The following is a 16,305-nucleotide window of genomic DNA, read 5'->3' as shown; positions in this document are numbered from 1 at the left end:
TCACAAATATTCGATTATTCAGGTCTAGAATCGATATAAGTAACGGTTCGACGAATAGAGGTGCGCTGTGAAGGACACGTTGACTCCGGGGGAGGCCCGGCGCCTGGCCCTGGGCGCACAGGGCTTCGGCCGTGCGCTGCCGGAAACCTTGCCCGGGACCGAGGAACCGTCCCGGCCCGCAGCGTTGCCCGGGGCCCGGCGAATCAAGGCCGAGATCGCCCGGATGGGCGTGCTGCAGATCGACTCGGTCAATGTGTTCTCCCGCTCCCACTACATGCCGATCTTCTCGCGGCTGGGCGTCTACGACACGGACCTGCTGGACCGCCAGGTGCTGGCTCCGGTCGCCGGGCGCAAGACTCCGGGGTTCATCGAGTACCTGGCGCACGAAGCGACCTTCACCCCCGCTGCCGACTGGCCCCTGTGGGGCTTCCGCCGGGAGCGGATGAGGCAGCGCTACGGCCACGCCGAATCCTGGTTCGCCGCGAACCGGCGGACCGTGGACTGGGTGCGCTCCGAACTGGCGGCGCGCGGACCGCTGCGCGCAGGTGAGATCGAACGCGATGCGGAGTCCGGCCCACGCGGTCCCTGGTGGGATTGGGACGAGGTCAAGCGGGCGCTGGAGATGATGTGGCGCTTCGGCGATGTGGTGATCGCCGGGCGCACCGGTTTCGAACGGCGCTACGGCCTGGCCGAACACGTATTGCCGGGGCGACTGTTGGATGCCGGGGTCCCAGCCGAGCAGGCGATCCGCACCCTGGTGGAGCGCGCGGCCCGGGCCCAGGGCGTGGCGACCCTGTCGGACCTGGCCGATTACTACCGGATGAAGCGCGCCACGGTGCGCACCGCGGTGGACGAACTGGTCGAGGCCGGTGTCCTGGTGCCGGTGCGCGTGCGTGGCTGGGAGCGCGGGGGCAAGCCGATTCCGGCCTGGCGCCACCGTGATTCCAAGGTTCCCAGGCGCATTGAGGCGGCCACTCTGCTGACCCCCTTCGACCCGGTGGTGTGGTTCCGTGAACGCGCGCACCGGATGTTCGACTTCGACTACCGGATAGAGATCTACACTCCGGCGGCCAAGCGCCGTTTCGGTTACTACTCACTGCCGCTGCTGATCGGCGAGCGGATCGCCGGACGGATCGACCTCAAGGCCGATCGCGCGGGCGGACGCCTGCTGGTGCAGTCGGCCTGGTGGGAGCCGTGGGCGCTGGAGGCGGTGGGCACAGCACGTGGGGGAGGGCCGCGCGGTGCGGCCGGCCCATCCGGTTCCGAGCTCGCCTCCCGCGCTGCTGCTGCCGTCGTCCGGGCCGCCGCCTGGCAGGGATTACACGAGGTGTCCGTCTCCCGTTGGGGCGACGCCACGGATGCCCTGGCCGCCGAGCTCGCGGCACTGGGCCCGGCGCAGGGTACCGTGCACCGGCACTGAGTGCCGCCTCGGCCCCGGAAAGCGCGATTATCGCGCACCGATAACCGCCCCTTCCCCGCCGTGCGCCGGGTGCCTAGCGTGGTCGGTGAGGCGGCTACCATCGCCTCGGACCGGACTGCAGGACGATTCTCAAGGAGGAGAAACCAGGTCCGAACACGGCATTGAGAAGACCGACCAGGAATCCTACGTCGAAGCGGCCAGGGCGAAGGCGCCCGCCGGACAACAGGTGGCGATCGTGACCGGGTCGGCCCGCGGAATCGGCGAGGCGATCGCCAAACGCCTGGGCCGGGACGGATTCCACGTGATCGTCGGCGATCTGCCAGCGATGCAAGACGGCATCGACTCGACGGTGGCGGCGATCGCGGAAGCCGGCGGCACGGCAACGGGTGCCACCGTCGACGTGACGGACGAGGACGGCTCGACGTCTTCGTGGCGAACGCGGGAATCGCCCAGGTCGAATCGCTCCTGGACTATTCCGCCGAGGACTTCCAGAAGATCCTGGCCGTCAACATCACCGGCGTCTTCAACTCCTACCGGCAAGCAGCCAAGCAGATGGTCGCCCAGGGGTTCGGCGGCAAGATCATCGGCGCGGCCTCGATCGTGGCATTCCGCCCCTTCGAGATGCTGGCGCCGTATTCGGCGACCAAGTGGGCAGTGCGCGGGCTGACCCAGGCGGCCGCCATGGAATGGGCCACGCACGGCATCACCGTCAATGCCTACGGGCCCGGCATCGTGGGCACGGCGATGTGGGATCTGATCGACGAGAAGCTGGCGGCCAAGCACGGTCAGCAGCGCGGCGAGGCTCTGGCCGAGAACGCCCAGGCGATCTACCTGGGCCGGGTCTCCGTGGGAGACGATGTGGCGCGGATGGTGTCCTATCTGTCCGGGCCGGACTCCGACTACGTCACGGGGCAGACGATGCTGGTCGACGGAGGCATGCAGTTCAGCTGACGTTTCCGCGTCTTCTGGACCGCATAGACACCATCCTGGTGCGGAAACGACTCGCTATAGTGGGTAGTTCCCGCGCCAGGATGGTGTCTGTGACCGAAGCGAGCAGATTCAGTCGATGGCCTGGCGGATGAAGTTCTTCACCGTGTCCACGTCATCGGGCAGGTCCGTGACATGGCGCGGCGCGTTGAGCACATCGTGGAACCGCTCCGGGACCGTGTCCGCCGGCGGCTGCGTGCCGATGGCCTCGCGGATCGTGTCGGCGAACTTCACCGGCAGCGCCGTCTCCAGGCACACGATGGGTGCGGCATCCGGGTGCTGCGCGCGGAAGTCACGGGCGACCTTGACGCCGTCGGCGGTGTGCGGGTCGATGAGCACCCCTGCGGAGAACCAGCAGGACTTGATCGTGGCCAGCCGGTCCGCGTGCGTCGACGCGCCCGAGGCGAAACCGTAGTCCGTGCCCACCTGCGCGAAGGCGGGGTCGTCGGCCAGATCGAAGCCGCCTGCGGGCACCTGCGCGCCGAACAGATCGGCGCAGCGCGCGGCATCGCGGCCCAGTAGGTCGAAGACGAAGCGCTCGAAGTTCGAGGCCTTGGAGATGTCCATCGACGGGCTGGACGTGGCCTGCGTTTCGGCGGAGCCGCGGACCCGGTAGGCGCCCGTGCGGAAGAACTCGTCGAGCACGTCGTTCTCGTTCGTCGCGACGATCAGCCGATCGATCGGCAGGCCCATCTGCCGGGCGATGTGCCCGGCGCAGACATCACCGAAGTTGCCGGTTGGAACGCAGAACGAAACCCGCTGCGGCTGCCCGGCGGGGGCCTCGGCGCCGGCGGACTGTGCCTGTTCTGTGGCCGAGGCGGCAGCCGGCTCGGTCGCCCGCAGCCAGCTGGAGACGTAGTAGACGATCTGGGCCATGAGGCGGGCCCAGTTGATGGAGTTGACCGCGCCGATGCGGTATTCGGCCTTGAAGTCGGCGTCGCCGGAGACGGCCTTGACCACGTCCTGGCAGTCGTCGAACACGCCGTCGAGCGCGATGTTGAAGATATTGGGGTCGTCCAGGCCGAACATCTGCGCCTGCTGGAACGGGCTCATGCGCCCGGCGGGGGTCAGCATGAAGACGCGGATCCCGTCGCGCCCGCGCATCGCGTATTCGGCCGAGGATCCGGTGTCGCCGCTGGTGGCGCCCAGGATGTTGATCGACTCGCCGCGGTGGGCCAGGACGTATTCGAAGAGCTCGCCCAGCAGCTGCATCGCCATGTCCTTGAAGGCCGCAGTGGGGCCGTCGGACAGGTGGGCGAGCTTGATGCCGTCCTCCAGATCGGTCACCGGGACGATCGCCTCGGTCGCGAACTTCGGGGTGGAGTAGGCGCGCGCGGTCATCGCGGCCAGGTCGGCCTGCGGGATGTCGTCAATGAATAGGCCGATGACCCGGGCGGCCAGGGCGGCGTAGCCCTCTTCGGCCAGAACTGTGCGCCAGGCCTCAAGAGTGGCGGCGTCGATCTGCGGGTACTCCTGCGGCAGGTAGAGGCCGCCATCGGGCGCCAGGCCGCCCAGCAGGATGTCGGTGAAGCCGACGGGACGGGCCTGGGCATCGCGCGTGGAGATGTACTTCATGCTCCTAGCCTAACGAGGCCGCATCGCTGCGGGGCGCATCGTCCCGGAAGCCGGACCTCGTGGGCGGGGTTGGGCTTGCAGGGTGCGCGGTGGTCCGGGCGATCGTGGAGACACCATCCTGGCGCGCAAACACCCTACTGTAGCGCGACGTTTCCGCGCTAACCGGTCGTTCTCGCGCTGGGATGGTGTTTGCGGGGGTGCTCATGCGAGGGAGCCTCGGGGTAGACTTAGTTAACGTTGTTTACTAAGTCCTATTCAACCCCACCCGAGAGGTGTCCGCCCATGCACGTTCTGATTCTGGCCCCCGGTTCGCGTGGGGACGTGGAGCCCGCGGCTCGGATCGCCCACGACCTGCGCTGCGAGGGACACCGGGTCACGCTCGTGGCTCACCGCGACTATGCCGGGATCGTCGAGCGGGCGGGGGCGGGTCTGGCGCCGTTCGACGTCCCGCTGGAGCCCCCGGAGCCTGCCGGTGAGCAGGGCGGGCCCGCCGGTCGGCCGGGGGCCTCGGCCTATCTGGCGCATCTGCACACCTATATGCGCGCCGGTGCGCAAGCCGCTCTGCACGCCGCGCGGCTGGCCTCGGACTCCGGGGATCCGTTCGGCGCGGTGCTCACCAATCCGATCTCGCCCTACGGCCACGACCTGGCCGAATCCCTGGGGATTCCCTCGGCCGAGGCCCTGCTCCAACCCGATCAGCCCAGCCGCGCCTACCCGCCCATGACACTCTCCCGCCTGGTCGATTCCCGAGTTGCAGCCCTGCTCAACCCCGGCGGCCTGGGAAACCTGGCCCTGGGCGGACTGTTCGCGCGGATGCCCAGTCCGGTGACCCGGGCCTTGGCCTGGTTACGGGCCGAACTGGGCCTGCCACGCGAGTCGCCGGCGGCCGCCAGGCGGCGCAGACTGCGCGCCGGCCTGCCCGTGCACCACGGGATCAGCCCGGCGATCATGCCCCGGCCCGCCGACTGGCCGGACAATCTGAGCCTGGACGGGCCGTGGTGGCCCTTGGACGTCGACTGGAGTCCCGATGCGGACCTGCGTGATTTCCTGATAACCGGCGGGGCCGCTGCCGGCCCAGAAGGCCCTGGCGCCCCCGGGGCTGCCGCCGGAACCACTGCCGGGGCTGCCGCCGAAGCAGGGGCGGTCCCCGATGCCGGCTCGGCCCCCGTGCTGGTGAGCATGGGGAGTGTGGCCACCGGCGCGCATCCGGGCCTGCGCGAATTCGTCCGCACGAGCCGGCGCCGCATCATCGTGCAGGGATCGGGCTGGGAGTCGATCCTCGCCGACTCCGCGGGGCGGGTCCGCGCGGTGGGCGATGTGCCGCACGCCCGGTTGCTGCCTCTGGTATCGGCGTGCATCCACCAGGCGGGGGCGGGGATCACCGCGGCCTGTCTGCGCGCGGGGGTGCCCGCCGTGGCACTGCCGCAGCACACCGATCAGTTCTTCTGGGCCGCGCGCGTGCGGACCCTGGGCGCGGGCGTCGACCTGGTGGGGCGGCAGGGCGCTTCGCCCGAGGCGATTGCGGCCGCGGTGGACCATGTGGTGGGCGACCCGGGCCCACGGGAGGCGGCCGGACGGTTGAGCCGGACCCTGGCCGCCGAGGCCGGGGACGGTTGGCAGCACGACGGCGGGAGTCGGGTTTCCGGTGGGTCCGGTGGCGAGTCCGGGGACAGGTCCGGCGGGGAGGTCTGTGGCCTGCCCGGCCCGGTGCTCCCCAGTACCGCCGGGCTGCGCGCCTGGGTGGCCGGACTGTGACGGCGCGTCCGAGCCGTCTGAGCCGTCCGAGCCGCCCCCGGACCGGCCGTCCGCCGCGGCTGACACGGCGGGCCATTGCGGGAGCCGGGGTGGCTCTGGCGGACGAGCAGGGACTGGGCGCCGTGACCATGCGCAGTGTGGCCGCGCATCTGTCCGCGACCCCGGCGGCCCTGTACCGGCACGTCGCGAACCGCTCCGATCTGCTCTCGGCGATACGCGATGCTGTGGTGGACGGCGCTGCGCTGTGCCACGGTGCGACGTGCGATGACGCGGTGCTGTGCGATGACGCGGTTTGCAATGACGCCGCCTCAGCGAAGGGCCGGCCGGCAGTGGAGGTACCCGGCACAGCCGCCGGATCCAGTACCGGGACCGAAGCCGCCCGAGCCCTGCGGCGGGGGCGTCTGGAAAGCCTCATCACCGAGCTCGTCGAGCTGCACCGGAGGCACGCCTGGCTGGCGCAGATCCCACCGGATGCCGCACAGGGCGAGGCCACCGTCGCGTTCGTCGCGCGGGTCTCGGCGGTGCTGGAGCCCTTCGACGCGCCGGAACCCCGCCGACTCGCAGCGCTCGCGGTCCTCTTGGACCTGGTGTCCGGTGTCGCCCGGTGGGGCACAGCGGCCGCGGGGGAATCGACCGGGCCGGGGGAGACCTCGGCGTTGGTGGGAATCGTCGCGGATGCGGTGAGCGGCGTGCTCTATCCGACGACCGCATGAACACCTCAACGGACACCACCTGAGCGCGCGAATGACTTGCTGTAGCACGGCGTTCTCGCGCTTACCGGTCGTTCTCGCGCTGGGATGGTGTTTGCGGGGGAGCGAGTGGGCCCCGCGCCCATCCAGTGCTCGCAGACTGTGAGCCCGTGTCAGCCCCGGCCCCTATGCTTGGTACATGAATCCGCTGCTGCGGGCCGTGTTGCGACTCTTCGCCGCGCCCCGGATCGATATGGGCCGTGACTACGAGAAGGTCCGGAAGGTCCAACGCGGCCTGGCGGCCCGGCCCGTACCGCGCTATCACTTCCTCGACACGCAGATCCAGGCGGAAACCGGTTCCCACACCATCCCCGTGCGCGTATTCGAACCGCGCACGCGCACCCGCGAGGACGTGCTGCTGTTCTTCCACGGCGGGGGCTGGGTGACAGGGGACATCGAGTCCTACACGCCGGCCTGTGCCCACCTGGCCGAGGCGACCGGCTGCGTGGTCGCCTCCGTGGACTACCGCCTGGCACCCGAACACCCGTTCCCCGCGGGGCTCGAGGACTGTGTGCGGGTCGCGGGCCTGCTGCTGGCCGAACCGGATCGCGCAGGGGTCGCCGATGCCTCGCGCATTGTGCTGATGGGGGATTCGGCCGGTGGCAATCTGGTCGCAGTGGTCTCCCAGGTGCTGGCCGAACGCGGTGTGCCGACGGCGCGCCGCCAGATCCTGCTGTACCCCGTCACGCACTGGAACCACGACCCCGCCAGCTCGCCGTTCGCCTCGGTCAGGGAACACGGGGAGGACTACCGGCTGACCAATACGGAGATCGACGAATACCTCGAGCTCTACGCGCCGGACCCGGCCACCCGCCGGACCCCGCGGGTAGCACCCCTGGAGGCCCCGGCCGCAGAACTGGCCGGACAGCCCGACACTCTGCTCATCAGCGCGGAACTCGACCTGCTGTGCGATGAGGGAGAGGCCTATGGCCGGGCCCTGCGCGCCGCCGGCAACCGGGTGCGCATCCACCGGGTGCCCGGCGCCCTGCACGGTTTCATCACCCTGCCGACCTTCGCAAGCGCCCTGCGGGAGTCCTACCGTGTGATCAACGAATTCCTCGACGGCGGCGAGGCCGGGGACAGCCCGGCGGGCGCCGGTGACACCGCGCTCGATGCGGAGCCGCGGGAGGGCACGCCATGAGCCGCCGAGGCCGCCGCAGCGTTCCGGACCGTCGCACCTGGGTGCGCCTGGACAACGCCTCCAATATCTTTCTGGCCGCGCGCACCGAGTCCGATCCGAAGGTCTTTCGACTGGGCGGCACCGTGGACGCGCCGGTCGATCCCGAACTTCTGCAGCGCGCCCTCGATGAGACCTTCGACCGCTACCGGCTCTACCACGCGGTGCTGCGCGGCGGGGTCTTCTGGTACTACCTGCAGGACAGCGATCTGCGTCCGCGGGTCGAACAGGAGGACCTGCCGACCTGCGCCGCGCTCTATCATCCGGAGCGGCGCAATCTGCTGTTTCGCGTGGTCTACCACGAGGACCGCATCAGCGTAGAGGTCTTCCACGCGCTGTCCGACGGCACCGGTGCTCTGTGGTTCTTAAGCGATCTGTTGGAAGCGTATTCGCGCCTGCGCTATCCACAGGAGTTCCCCGCCGCACCGGCCGGCGGGATGGATGGAGCCGACGACGCCACCGTCGGGACAGCGGATACCGGGATTGCGGCCCCGGCCGAGGCCGCGGGGAGTGCGGGCCCACACCCCGGATCCGCCCGTGTCGAGTCCGAACTCGACCTAGCCGTCGACAGCTTCGCCCAGCACTTCCGCCGCAATTCCTGGCGCACTCCGGGTCCGGATACCTCAGACCCGGGTAGCTCGGAACCCGATGCCTCGGACCCGCGAGGTTCCCGCCCCGGCCCGGAGACTTCAACCGCATCGGCAACTGCGAACACGAAGCGCTCCCGGCCGGGCCGGGCCTACCGGGTCCGCGGCACCCGGAACCCGGACAACCGCACGCGGGCGGTGGAACTGACCATGCCGGCCCGTGCCGCCCTGAACCTGGCGAAGGCCGAAGCGGTCTCGCCCACCATCTACTTCACCGCCATGTTCTTCCAGGCCCTGCGCGCGGCGGATCCCCAAGCGTTCAAAAGGCCCCAGACGTTGGCGGCATCCGTGCCGGTGAACCTACGGCAGTTCTTCCCCTCGACCTCGCCGCGGAACTTCTTCGCAACGGTGCGCATCGCCCACGCCTACGGTCCGCTGCGCGCCGGGGACCCCACCCGCCCGAATGACGATGCAGCGGCTCGGCGGACCGACCCCGACTCCCTGTCCGCGGTCTGTCGCGATCTGCAATCGCAGTTCGTCCCGCTGATCGAACCCGCCGAACTCGAACGCGGGCTGCGCCGGCTCATCGCCTTCGAACGCAATCCGCTGCTGCGCGCCGTCCCACGCCTGCTCAAGGACCCGATCCTGCGCCTGCTCAACTGGTTGAACAACCACAGCCTGTCGATCGCGGTGTCGAACCTGGGCCGCGTCGAACTGCCTCCTGCCGCAGCCCGGCACGTGGGCCCACTGCAGTTCCAGGTCTCCGCCGCCCGCCCGCAGTTCTGCGTGGCATCCCACGCGGGGACCTTCACGCTGACCTTCACCTCGCCGTTCTCCCAGACCGGCCACATCGCCGAGTTCGTCCGCCTGCTGACCGAGCGCGGGGTGTCCGTGACCGTGGCAGCCGCCCGGGTGACCGAGGCCGAGCTGGAAAGGGCGGCCTCGTGACCGGGGCGGACGCCGTGAGGGGAGCCGGCGAACCGGAAGAGCGGCCCAGCGGGCAGGATCAGCCCGACCCCGGCGCGGCCGGCCGGTACTGCCCCGCCTGCAGCGCACACGTGCTGGGCGACTGGACGCGCTGCCCCCTGTGCACCACCGCGCTGACCGGCGATCCTCTGCCCGGCCCCTTCCCCGAGGTCCCCCTGACCTTTTCGCGCCGGCGCCTGTTCCGCGCCCTGGCCGCATCGTCGCTGGCGGTGGTGCTGGGGTCCTTGGCGGTGCAGCTGCTATTCGAGCGCAGCTTCTCCGGTGTAGGCGTGTTCCGGTCCCTGTGGTTGGGCGTGTCTGCCATGTGGTTGGTGGTGCTCACCGCGGCCAGCCAGCGGCGCAATGTGGCGCGCACGGCTCTGTCCCTGGTGGTGGTGCTGTCCCTGGTGGCCGTGTACTGGGACTATCTGACCGGCTGGCACGACTGGGGCTTGACCTATGCCGTGCCGATCGTGTGCGCCGCGATGATCGTGGCGGTCCTCATCACGGTGTTCTCACTGCGGATCGAGGTGGGCGAGCACATCGTCTACAGCGGTTTGACGGTGCTGTTGGGCCTGGTGCCGCTGGTGTTCCTGGCCCTGGGCTGGGTGAGCAATCCCTGGCCCTCGGTGCTCAGCGCCTGCCTGAGCCTGTTCACCCTGCTGACCATCCCCCTGGCGCGCGGCGCCGAGCTCCGCCACGAACTGGCCAAATTCCTGCACCTGTAGGGGTGTACGGCCGCGCGTGCTGTATCTTTGGGCCGTCTATTTCAGATTGGGCCGTTCGTCCGGCCCAATCTGAAACGCATGATCCCAAGATGCTCACCCACAAGGACGCATGTTTGATAACCTGCTGAACCATATTGTGAGGAGATCCGGATGAGCAATTCAGTCGCCCTGCGAAGACTGATGATCACGCTGTCCATCGCCGGTCCCTTGCTGATCGCACTGTCCTACTATGTGTTGATCTACTTGGATTTCTGGTCGATCCGGGCCAGGTCAGCAGCGGTGGGTTGTGTGGGGCATGAAACTGACATGATCACATTTGGCTCTGGTGTATCGATCGAGGAGTTCCCGCCGCACGTGTCGTGTGGTTATGGTCCGGTTGCTGGTCCAACGACGGTATCGGTTGATTACTGGTTCACCTCGGCGCCCATTGCATTCTTCCTCGGGGTGATTTCGACACTGGCAGCCCTTGTCTACTGGGTGTGGCTCCTTGTCAGCAGAGTTAAACACGTCGTTCCCACGCAAACACGCCCCTAGGGCACCGTGTTTCCGTGGGAACGACGTGTTCGGGCACCCGCCTACCCCTCGATCTCCTTGATCCCCAGTTCGATGATGTCCATCGCGCGGACCAGGGTCGCCATGTCGGCGGCGAAGGACAGGCGCAGGTGGCCTTCGCCGGATGGCCCGTATTCCGCACCGGCCCGCAGCGCCACTCCGCGTTCTCCCAGCCGGGCCAGCATCGTGGTGCTGGGCAGGTCCTGCGGATAGGCGAACAGCGTGTAGAAGGCACCCTGCGGTTTGACGTGTGTGACGCCCGGCATGTCGTCCAGGCGCTCCGAGACGTAGTCGCGGCGGTGCCGGAAGGTCGCCACCATGTCCGCATAGCCCGCCTCGCCCAGATCCAGCGCGGCGATCGCGGCGCGCTGGCCCGCGGTGGACACGCTGCCGTTCATCAGCCGGTGCATCCGCTGGACCACCTGCGTGACCCCCGGTGGGGTGATGGCGTAGCCCAGCCGCCACCCGGTCATCGCATAGGACTTGGAGAAGGTCTGGACCAGCATGGTGCGCTCGGCCAGCCCCGGCACGTCAAGCGCAGAGGTGAACTCGCCTTCGAACACGAAGTTCTCATAGGCCTCGTCGGCCAGGAGCAGGGTGTCGGTGCCGGCCAGCATGTCCGCCACCGCCTCCAGGTCCGCCCGGGAGCACACGGCACCCGTCGGATTGCCCGGATTGCACAGGACCAGCAGCCGGGCCCCCGGCAGGACCGTGCGCAGTGCGTCGAGGTCCAGGTGCAGATCGGTGGTCAGCGGCACGAACTCGACCTTGGCCTGCCGGAACCTTGCGGTGTCCGCGTAGACGGAGAAGGTGGGCTCGGGGATGACCACGGTGTCGCCCGGATTGAGTACGGCCGACATGGTCGACATGATGGCCGCCGCCCCGCCGTGGGTCACCAGCACATCGGCGGCATCCGGCGGCGTGGGGCAGTGGGCGTACTTCGCGGCGATCTTCGCGCGCAGCTCGGGGTCGCCCACCAGCGAGGTGTAGTGCGTATAGCCCGAGCGCAGCGCATCGGTCATGGCGTCGATGATGGGCGCCGGGGTGTCGAAATCCGGTTCGCCCTTCGAGATGTCGACGCAGTCGGCGGGGTAGGAGGTGGCCTCCCCGCGCAGGCTGGCCGCCATCATGGCGGCTAAGTCGGCGGCGGGGGTGTAGAGGGCGGGGGAGTCAGTGGACACGGACATTCCTCTTTCGCTTCGGTGCGGATAGTGCCACGGTACTTACTGGCGGGCGGCGGGGCCGACGCCCTTGAGTGAGAAGGACAGTTTGAGCGATTGTCGCATCTCCAGCAGTTTCGCCACACCGGAGATGCACAGGTTGAGCCCCACGTAGAGGGCGGCGCCCACGATGAAGGTGGGCAGCAGATTGTTGAAGTCGCGGCCGATGTTGTTGACCACGTAGAGCAGATCGGTGTACGTCACCAGGTAGCCCAGTGCGGAGTCCTTGAGCATGACCACCATCTGGCTGACCAGGGTCGGCGTCATGGCGCGCAGGGCCTGTGGCAGCAGGATGAGCATCATGATCTGCGGGCTGCGTAGGCCGATCGACTTGCCCGCCTCCTGCTGGCCGGCCGGCACCGACAGGATGCCGGCGCGGATGATCTCGGCGACGACCATGCCGTTGTAGGCCGCCACGCCCAGCACCACCGACCAGTAGGGGCTCAGATTGCCCGCACCGATGTAGAACATGATGAAGATGAGCAGCAGCACGGGGACTCCGCGGAACAGCTCCATGAGCACGGTGGCGGTGCCGGCCACGGCTTTGACCCGGGACAACTGGGCCAGGCCGAAGATGAAGCCGATCGCAAGGGTGAGCACCGCGGACATCAGAGCAACCCGGATGGTCGACCACAGGCCCTGCAGCAGGGCCAGTTGGATATCGGAATAGGTGAAGGGGTCCCACTTCTTCGGGTCCAGCTGGCCGGTCACCTGGAAACGGTAGATCACATAGGCGATCAGGCCGATGAACACCACGGTGCCGATGACGGACACGATGTTGATGGTGCGCTTCTGCTTGGGACCGGGGACGTCGAAGTGGGCCAGGGCCGCGTTCGTCATCGCAGGATCACCGCCTTCTTCTCGATGAGTTTGAATGCGCGGCCCAGCAGGAAGTTCAACACGATGTAGACGGCCGCGGTGCCGATGAGGATCGGCACGACGATGTCTCCGCGCTTCTCGATCGCGTTCTGCATCGCGAAGATGATCTCCTGGTTGTTGAACGCCGAGGTGATCGAGGTGGACTTGAGCATCGTGATGATGACGCTGGCCAACGGCGGGATGACCGTCCGGATGGCCTGCGGCAGGATGATGAAACGCAACGACTGGCCGAACCGCAGGCCGATGGCCCGTGCCGCCTCGGACTGGCCCAAGGGCACTGTCGAAATCCCGGAGCGGAACACCTCGCAGATGAAGCCCGCGGTGTACAGGGACAGGGCCAGGACCGCGTAGAAGTACGAATTGACACCCGGATCGGAGCTGAACCGCACCGCCAGGTAGGGCAGGCCGAACGCGCAGAAGAACAGGATGAGCACGCCTGGGGTGTTGCGGATGATGTTGACGTACAGGCCGCCGACGAACCGGAAGATCGGCACGGGGCTGACCCGCAGGACGGCCAGGAAGGCGCCCAGGATCAGGCTGAGGATCAATGTCAGGACGAAGATCTGCAGCGTGCCCAGGATGCCGTGGCCGAAGTTGACGATGAGTTGACTCAGGGACATGGGCGGGGTTCTCCCTCGGCAGGACGGAGGGCCCGGGCCGGTTCCGAGCCGGCCCGGGCCCCGGGCTCAGTAGCGGTCGACCTTCGGGTCCTGGTAGCCGTCCTCGGTCTTGAAGACGTAGCTCCAGGCCTTCTTCATATCGCCGTTGCCGGATTCCCCGCCCTTCTCCAGGCCGTCGTTGACCGCCTCGCGCATCTCCTTGTCGCCCTTGGGCAGGCCGACGCCGTAGGGCTCCTCGGTGAACGGATCGCCCACCACCTTCAGGCCCTCGTTGGCGGCGGCGTAACCGCGCAGCACGATGTCGTCGGTGGTGTAGGCGTCGACGTTCCCGCTCTGCAGATCCGACAGGCACTTGCTGCCGTTGTCGTAGGTGACCAGCTTGGTCTCCTTGAAGTTCGCCTTGATGTTCTGCGCGGGGGTGGATCCGGCGGTGGAGCACACGGTCTTGCCGGCCAGGTCCTCCTTGGCGTTGATCGAATCGTCGTCGTCCTTGATCAGCAGGTCCTGGCCCGCGTTGTAATAGGGCCCGGCGAAGTCGATGACCTTCTTGCGCTCATCGTTGATCGTGTAGCTGGAGACCACCATGTCGACCTGCCCGTTCTGCAGGAACGGTTCGCGGTTGGGCGTGGAGGTGTCGACGTATTCGATCTTGTCCGGGCCCAGGCCCAGGGAGGCGGCTGCGATCTTGGCGACTTCCACGTTGTAGCCCTTGGGCTCCTTGTCCGTGGTGCCCTTGTAGCTCAGGCCCGGCGAGTCCATGGCCATGCCGATCTTGATCTTGCCGTTCTGTTCGATCCGCTTCATGGTGGGGCTGCCGTCGAGCTTCACATCGGAGGCGACGGTGTATTCCGGCGCCTCGGTGCCGCCGTCGGCGGAATCGGTGGGGCTGCCCGATTTGCCGCAGCCGGTCAGGGCCAGGGCGCCCACTGCGGTGATGGACAGGATTCCGGTGACGAGCTTCTTCATCTGGTACTCACATTCTTCTAGTGTGATGTGCATCACTGGTATCGAGCCTAGGAGTGGGGTGTATCGGCCGAGCGAAGAGCGTGTTTCGGAGGTGTTTCGAAGCGGGTGGGTTCCGATGGCGTCAGCCTGGCGCCGGATCAGTCCGCCGCGGGCAGCAGATGCGCATTCACCACGTGCTGCGGCCGGCCGCCGTGTAGCACAGCGGCGATCTGCCGAGCTGCCTGGCAGCCCACGATGTCTGCGGTCTCCGCGGTCAGTGCGCCGATGTGCGGGGTCACGATCACACCCGGCAGCTTGCGCAGTGGGTGGTCGGTGGGAACCGGCTCGACCTCTGTGCAGTCCAGCCCGGCGCCCGCCAGTTCCCCTGCGGCGATGGCCGAGGCCAGGGCCGTGTCGTCGACGATGCCCCCGCGGGCGGTGTTGACGACGATCGCCCTGTCCGGCAGCCGGGCCAGGGCCGCAGCGTCGATCAGGTGGCGGGTCCGGTCGCTCAGTGGAACGTGCAGGCTGAGCACGTCCGTGTCGGCCAGGGCGGTATCCAGGTCGATGGCCTCGACCGTTTCGACTGTCGGTGCCGTGGCCGAGCCGGGGGAGGCCCCGGCCCGGCTTGGTGGCGCCGTTGCCGAGCCGAGTGCGGCGGCCACCTCGGTGAGTTCCGCCGCCGTCCGGCGGATCCGCTCGACCCGGTCCACGTCCTCGGAGTCGATGATCGCCAGGCGCACCCGCATTCCGCAGGCCAGCGCGCGGACGGCCACCGCCTTGGCGATCGAGCCCGCGCCCACCAGGGTCAGGGTCTTGCCCTGGACGTTGTGCCCACGCAGGGCCTCGAAGCCGTCCGGGGTCCGGTCGGTGGCGTGTGCGGCGATCGGTAGGCGGCGGTAGACGGCCAGGATCAGGGCCAGGGTCAGCTCGGCCACGGCCACCGCATTGCCGCCCGGTGTGTTGGTCACGGGGATGCCGCGGGCGGCCGCCGCGCCGATGTCCACGGCGTCGAAGCCGACTCCGTGCCTGGCGATGATCCGCAGGCTCGTGCCGGCCGCGACCTCGGCGGCGGGGAAGGCCCTGCTGCGCAGCATGACGGCGGCCACGATCGGGGCGATCCGCGCGTACGGCACCGCGGTGGGGCCGTAGCCGGGGACGACCAGGAAGTCGGAGAGTTCGGCCACTGCCGAGGCCGCGATGGGTTCGGAGACCCAGACGATCGGGGCATCGGGTGCCGGGTCCGTCAGAGCCGCGGCGCGGGCGAGGTCCCGCATGGGGTGGGTGGGCGCGGATCCCGTGGGGGTTTCAGAGGCCGTGGTGCCGGCGGCGGTTCGAGCCGTTCGCATCAGTGGCCGAGGATCTGGGCCAAGAACGTCTGCGCACGCTCCGACTGGGGATTGGTGAAGAACTCCTCGGGCGTGCCCACCTCCACGATCTGCCCATCGGCCATGAACACCACCCGATCCGCGGCCTTGCGCGCGAACCCCATCTCATGGGTCACCACCACCATCGTCATCCCCTCCTTGGCCAGGCCCACCATCACATCGAGGACCTCGTTGATCATCTCCGGATCCAAAGCCGAGGTCGGCTCATCGAAGAGCATCACCTTCGGCTTCATCGCCAAAGACCGCGCAATCGCCACACGCTGCTGCTGCCCACCGGAGAGCTGCGCGGGATACTTCTGCGCCTGATGATCCACTCCCACCCTGGCCAACAACTCCATCGCCTCGGCCTCGGCCTGCGCCTTCGACAGCCGGCGCACCCGGATCGGACCCAGGGTGACGTTCTCCAGAATCGTCATATGCGCGAACAGATTGAACGACTGGAAGACCATGCCGACCTCCGAGCGCAGATTCGCCAACGCCGCGCCCTCGGCCGGCAGGGGTGCACCATCGACGGAAATCGTGCCCGACTCGATCGTCTCGAGCCGGTTGATCGTCCGGCACAGGGTGGACTTGCCGGAGCCCGAGGGCCCGATCACCACCACCACCTCACCGGGGGCGATCTGCAGGTTGATGTCCTTGAGTGCGTGGAAGTCTCCGTAGTACTTCTCAACATTGCGGATGTCCACCAGGGCTTCGGGGCCGGCTGCGGCCGGGGTCTGTGCAGTCGATGTCATGCGGCTACCGTAGTGAGTCGATG

14 protein-coding genes and 1 pseudogene are annotated in these 16,305 nt (G+C 68.3%); 8 read left to right on the top strand and 7 right to left on the bottom strand.

What is annotated here, in order from left to right; translation table 11 throughout:
- Positions 1-67: 67 nt before the first annotated feature.
- Together NQ038_RS11800 and NQ038_RS11795 are read left to right on the top strand one after the other, a co-directional pair.
- A complete protein-coding gene (locus NQ038_RS11800; protein ID WP_257062645.1) occupies positions 68-1,420 on the top strand; it encodes a DNA glycosylase AlkZ-like family protein in 1,353 nt (450 codons plus the stop codon).
- Positions 1,359-2,371 (top strand): annotated as a pseudogene (locus tag NQ038_RS11795) (SDR family NAD(P)-dependent oxidoreductase). The gene NQ038_RS11800 and the pseudogene NQ038_RS11795 overlap by 62 nt, the downstream one beginning before the upstream one ends.
- A gap of 108 nt (positions 2,372-2,479) precedes the next feature.
- Here the strand turns inward: NQ038_RS11795 and thrC are convergent.
- On the bottom strand, positions 2,480-3,982 hold the full coding sequence (gene thrC, locus NQ038_RS11790; protein WP_257062644.1) for a threonine synthase: 1,503 nt from the start codon (positions 3,980-3,982) through the stop codon (positions 2,480-2,482).
- 282 nt (positions 3,983-4,264) lie between these two features.
- Between thrC and NQ038_RS11785 the strand changes: the two genes are divergently transcribed.
- The 6 genes from NQ038_RS11785 (at position 4,265) to NQ038_RS11760 (ending at position 10,478) form a co-directional block, all read left to right on the top strand.
- On the top strand, positions 4,265-5,737 hold the full coding sequence (locus NQ038_RS11785) for a glycosyltransferase (RefSeq protein ID WP_257062643.1): 1,473 nt from the start codon (positions 4,265-4,267) through the stop codon (positions 5,735-5,737).
- Positions 5,734-6,450, top strand: coding sequence for a TetR/AcrR family transcriptional regulator (locus NQ038_RS11780; protein ID WP_257062642.1), 717 nt, complete (start codon positions 5,734-5,736; stop codon positions 6,448-6,450). Before NQ038_RS11785 ends, NQ038_RS11780 begins: the two co-directional genes overlap by 4 nt.
- A 175-nt stretch (positions 6,451-6,625) precedes the next feature.
- Positions 6,626-7,627: an alpha/beta hydrolase gene (locus NQ038_RS11775; RefSeq protein ID WP_257062641.1), complete on the top strand. Its 1,002-nt coding sequence runs from the start codon at positions 6,626-6,628 to the stop codon at positions 7,625-7,627.
- Positions 7,624-9,198 (top strand): alcohol acetyltransferase, encoded by a 1,575-nt coding sequence (locus tag NQ038_RS11770; protein ID WP_257062640.1) that lies wholly within the window; start codon positions 7,624-7,626, stop codon positions 9,196-9,198. The genes NQ038_RS11775 and NQ038_RS11770 overlap by 4 nt, the downstream gene beginning before the upstream one ends.
- Entirely contained in the window at positions 9,195-9,944 is a 750-nt protein-coding gene (locus tag NQ038_RS11765; protein ID WP_373456820.1) for a DUF6320 domain-containing protein, read from the top strand. The genes NQ038_RS11770 and NQ038_RS11765 overlap by 4 nt, the downstream gene beginning before the upstream one ends.
- A 150-nt stretch (positions 9,945-10,094) precedes the next feature.
- The gene (locus NQ038_RS11760) at positions 10,095-10,478 is read left to right on the top strand and encodes a hypothetical protein (RefSeq protein ID WP_257049479.1); all 384 of its coding nucleotides are present in this window, start codon (positions 10,095-10,097) and stop codon (positions 10,476-10,478) included.
- A gap of 41 nt (positions 10,479-10,519) precedes the next feature.
- On the opposite strand, the gene NQ038_RS11755 is transcribed toward NQ038_RS11760, so the two are convergent.
- The 6 genes from NQ038_RS11755 to NQ038_RS11730 all read right to left on the bottom strand — a co-directional run bounded on the left by NQ038_RS11755 (position 10,520) and on the right by NQ038_RS11730 (position 16,282).
- Positions 10,520-11,677: an aminotransferase class I/II-fold pyridoxal phosphate-dependent enzyme gene (locus NQ038_RS11755; protein ID WP_257049478.1), complete on the bottom strand. Its 1,158-nt coding sequence runs from the start codon at positions 11,675-11,677 to the stop codon at positions 10,520-10,522.
- 42 nt (positions 11,678-11,719) lie between these two features.
- Positions 11,720-12,556 (bottom strand): amino acid ABC transporter permease, encoded by an 837-nt coding sequence (locus tag NQ038_RS11750; protein WP_257049477.1) that lies wholly within the window; start codon positions 12,554-12,556, stop codon positions 11,720-11,722.
- Positions 12,553-13,215, bottom strand: coding sequence for an amino acid ABC transporter permease (locus NQ038_RS11745; RefSeq protein ID WP_257059853.1), 663 nt, complete (start codon positions 13,213-13,215; stop codon positions 12,553-12,555). Before NQ038_RS11745 ends, NQ038_RS11750 begins: the two co-directional genes overlap by 4 nt.
- Positions 13,216-13,281: 66 nt before the next feature.
- A complete protein-coding gene (locus tag NQ038_RS11740; RefSeq protein WP_257062639.1) occupies positions 13,282-14,181 on the bottom strand; it encodes a glutamate ABC transporter substrate-binding protein in 900 nt (299 codons plus the stop codon).
- A gap of 137 nt (positions 14,182-14,318) precedes the next feature.
- Complete coding sequence (locus NQ038_RS11735; protein WP_257062638.1) at positions 14,319-15,509, bottom strand: NAD(P)-dependent oxidoreductase; 1,191 nt, start codon at positions 15,507-15,509, stop codon at positions 14,319-14,321.
- Positions 15,509-16,282: an amino acid ABC transporter ATP-binding protein gene (locus NQ038_RS11730; RefSeq protein WP_373456819.1), complete on the bottom strand. Its 774-nt coding sequence runs from the start codon at positions 16,280-16,282 to the stop codon at positions 15,509-15,511. Before NQ038_RS11730 ends, NQ038_RS11735 begins: the two co-directional genes overlap by 1 nt.
- Positions 16,283-16,305 lie beyond the last annotated feature (23 nt).

The organism is Brevibacterium sp. 50QC2O2 (assembly GCF_024580675.1).
In the GTDB taxonomy this organism is placed as follows: Bacteria; Actinomycetota; Actinomycetes; order Actinomycetales; family Brevibacteriaceae; genus Brevibacterium; species Brevibacterium moorei.
The sequence above is the reverse complement of the archived record's forward strand: the minus strand, read 5'-3'. Positions and strand labels throughout refer to the sequence as shown.

Excerpts from the sequence above, each read along its gene's own strand:
- NQ038_RS11775 (WP_257062641.1), top strand. The coding sequence starts at position 6,626 with ATGAATCCGCTGCTGCGGGCCGTGTTGCGACTCTTCGCCGCGCCCCGG.
- thrC (WP_257062644.1), bottom strand. The coding sequence starts at position 3,982 with ATGAAGTACATCTCCACGCGCGATGCCCAGGCCCGTCCCGTCGGCTTC.
- NQ038_RS11785 (WP_257062643.1), top strand. The coding sequence starts at position 4,265 with ATGCACGTTCTGATTCTGGCCCCCGGTTCGCGTGGGGACGTGGAGCCC.
- NQ038_RS11730 (WP_373456819.1), bottom strand. The coding sequence starts at position 16,282 with ATGACATCGACTGCACAGACCCCGGCCGCAGCCGGCCCCGAAGCCCTG.
- NQ038_RS11735 (WP_257062638.1), bottom strand. The coding sequence starts at position 15,509 with ATGCGAACGGCTCGAACCGCCGCCGGCACCACGGCCTCTGAAACCCCC.
- NQ038_RS11760 (WP_257049479.1), top strand. The coding sequence starts at position 10,095 with ATGAGCAATTCAGTCGCCCTGCGAAGACTGATGATCACGCTGTCCATC.
- NQ038_RS11770 (WP_257062640.1), top strand. The coding sequence starts at position 7,624 with ATGAGCCGCCGAGGCCGCCGCAGCGTTCCGGACCGTCGCACCTGGGTG.
- NQ038_RS11740 (WP_257062639.1), bottom strand. The coding sequence starts at position 14,181 with ATGAAGAAGCTCGTCACCGGAATCCTGTCCATCACCGCAGTGGGCGCC.
- NQ038_RS11745 (WP_257059853.1), bottom strand. The coding sequence starts at position 13,215 with ATGTCCCTGAGTCAACTCATCGTCAACTTCGGCCACGGCATCCTGGGC.
- NQ038_RS11750 (WP_257049477.1), bottom strand. The coding sequence starts at position 12,556 with ATGACGAACGCGGCCCTGGCCCACTTCGACGTCCCCGGTCCCAAGCAG.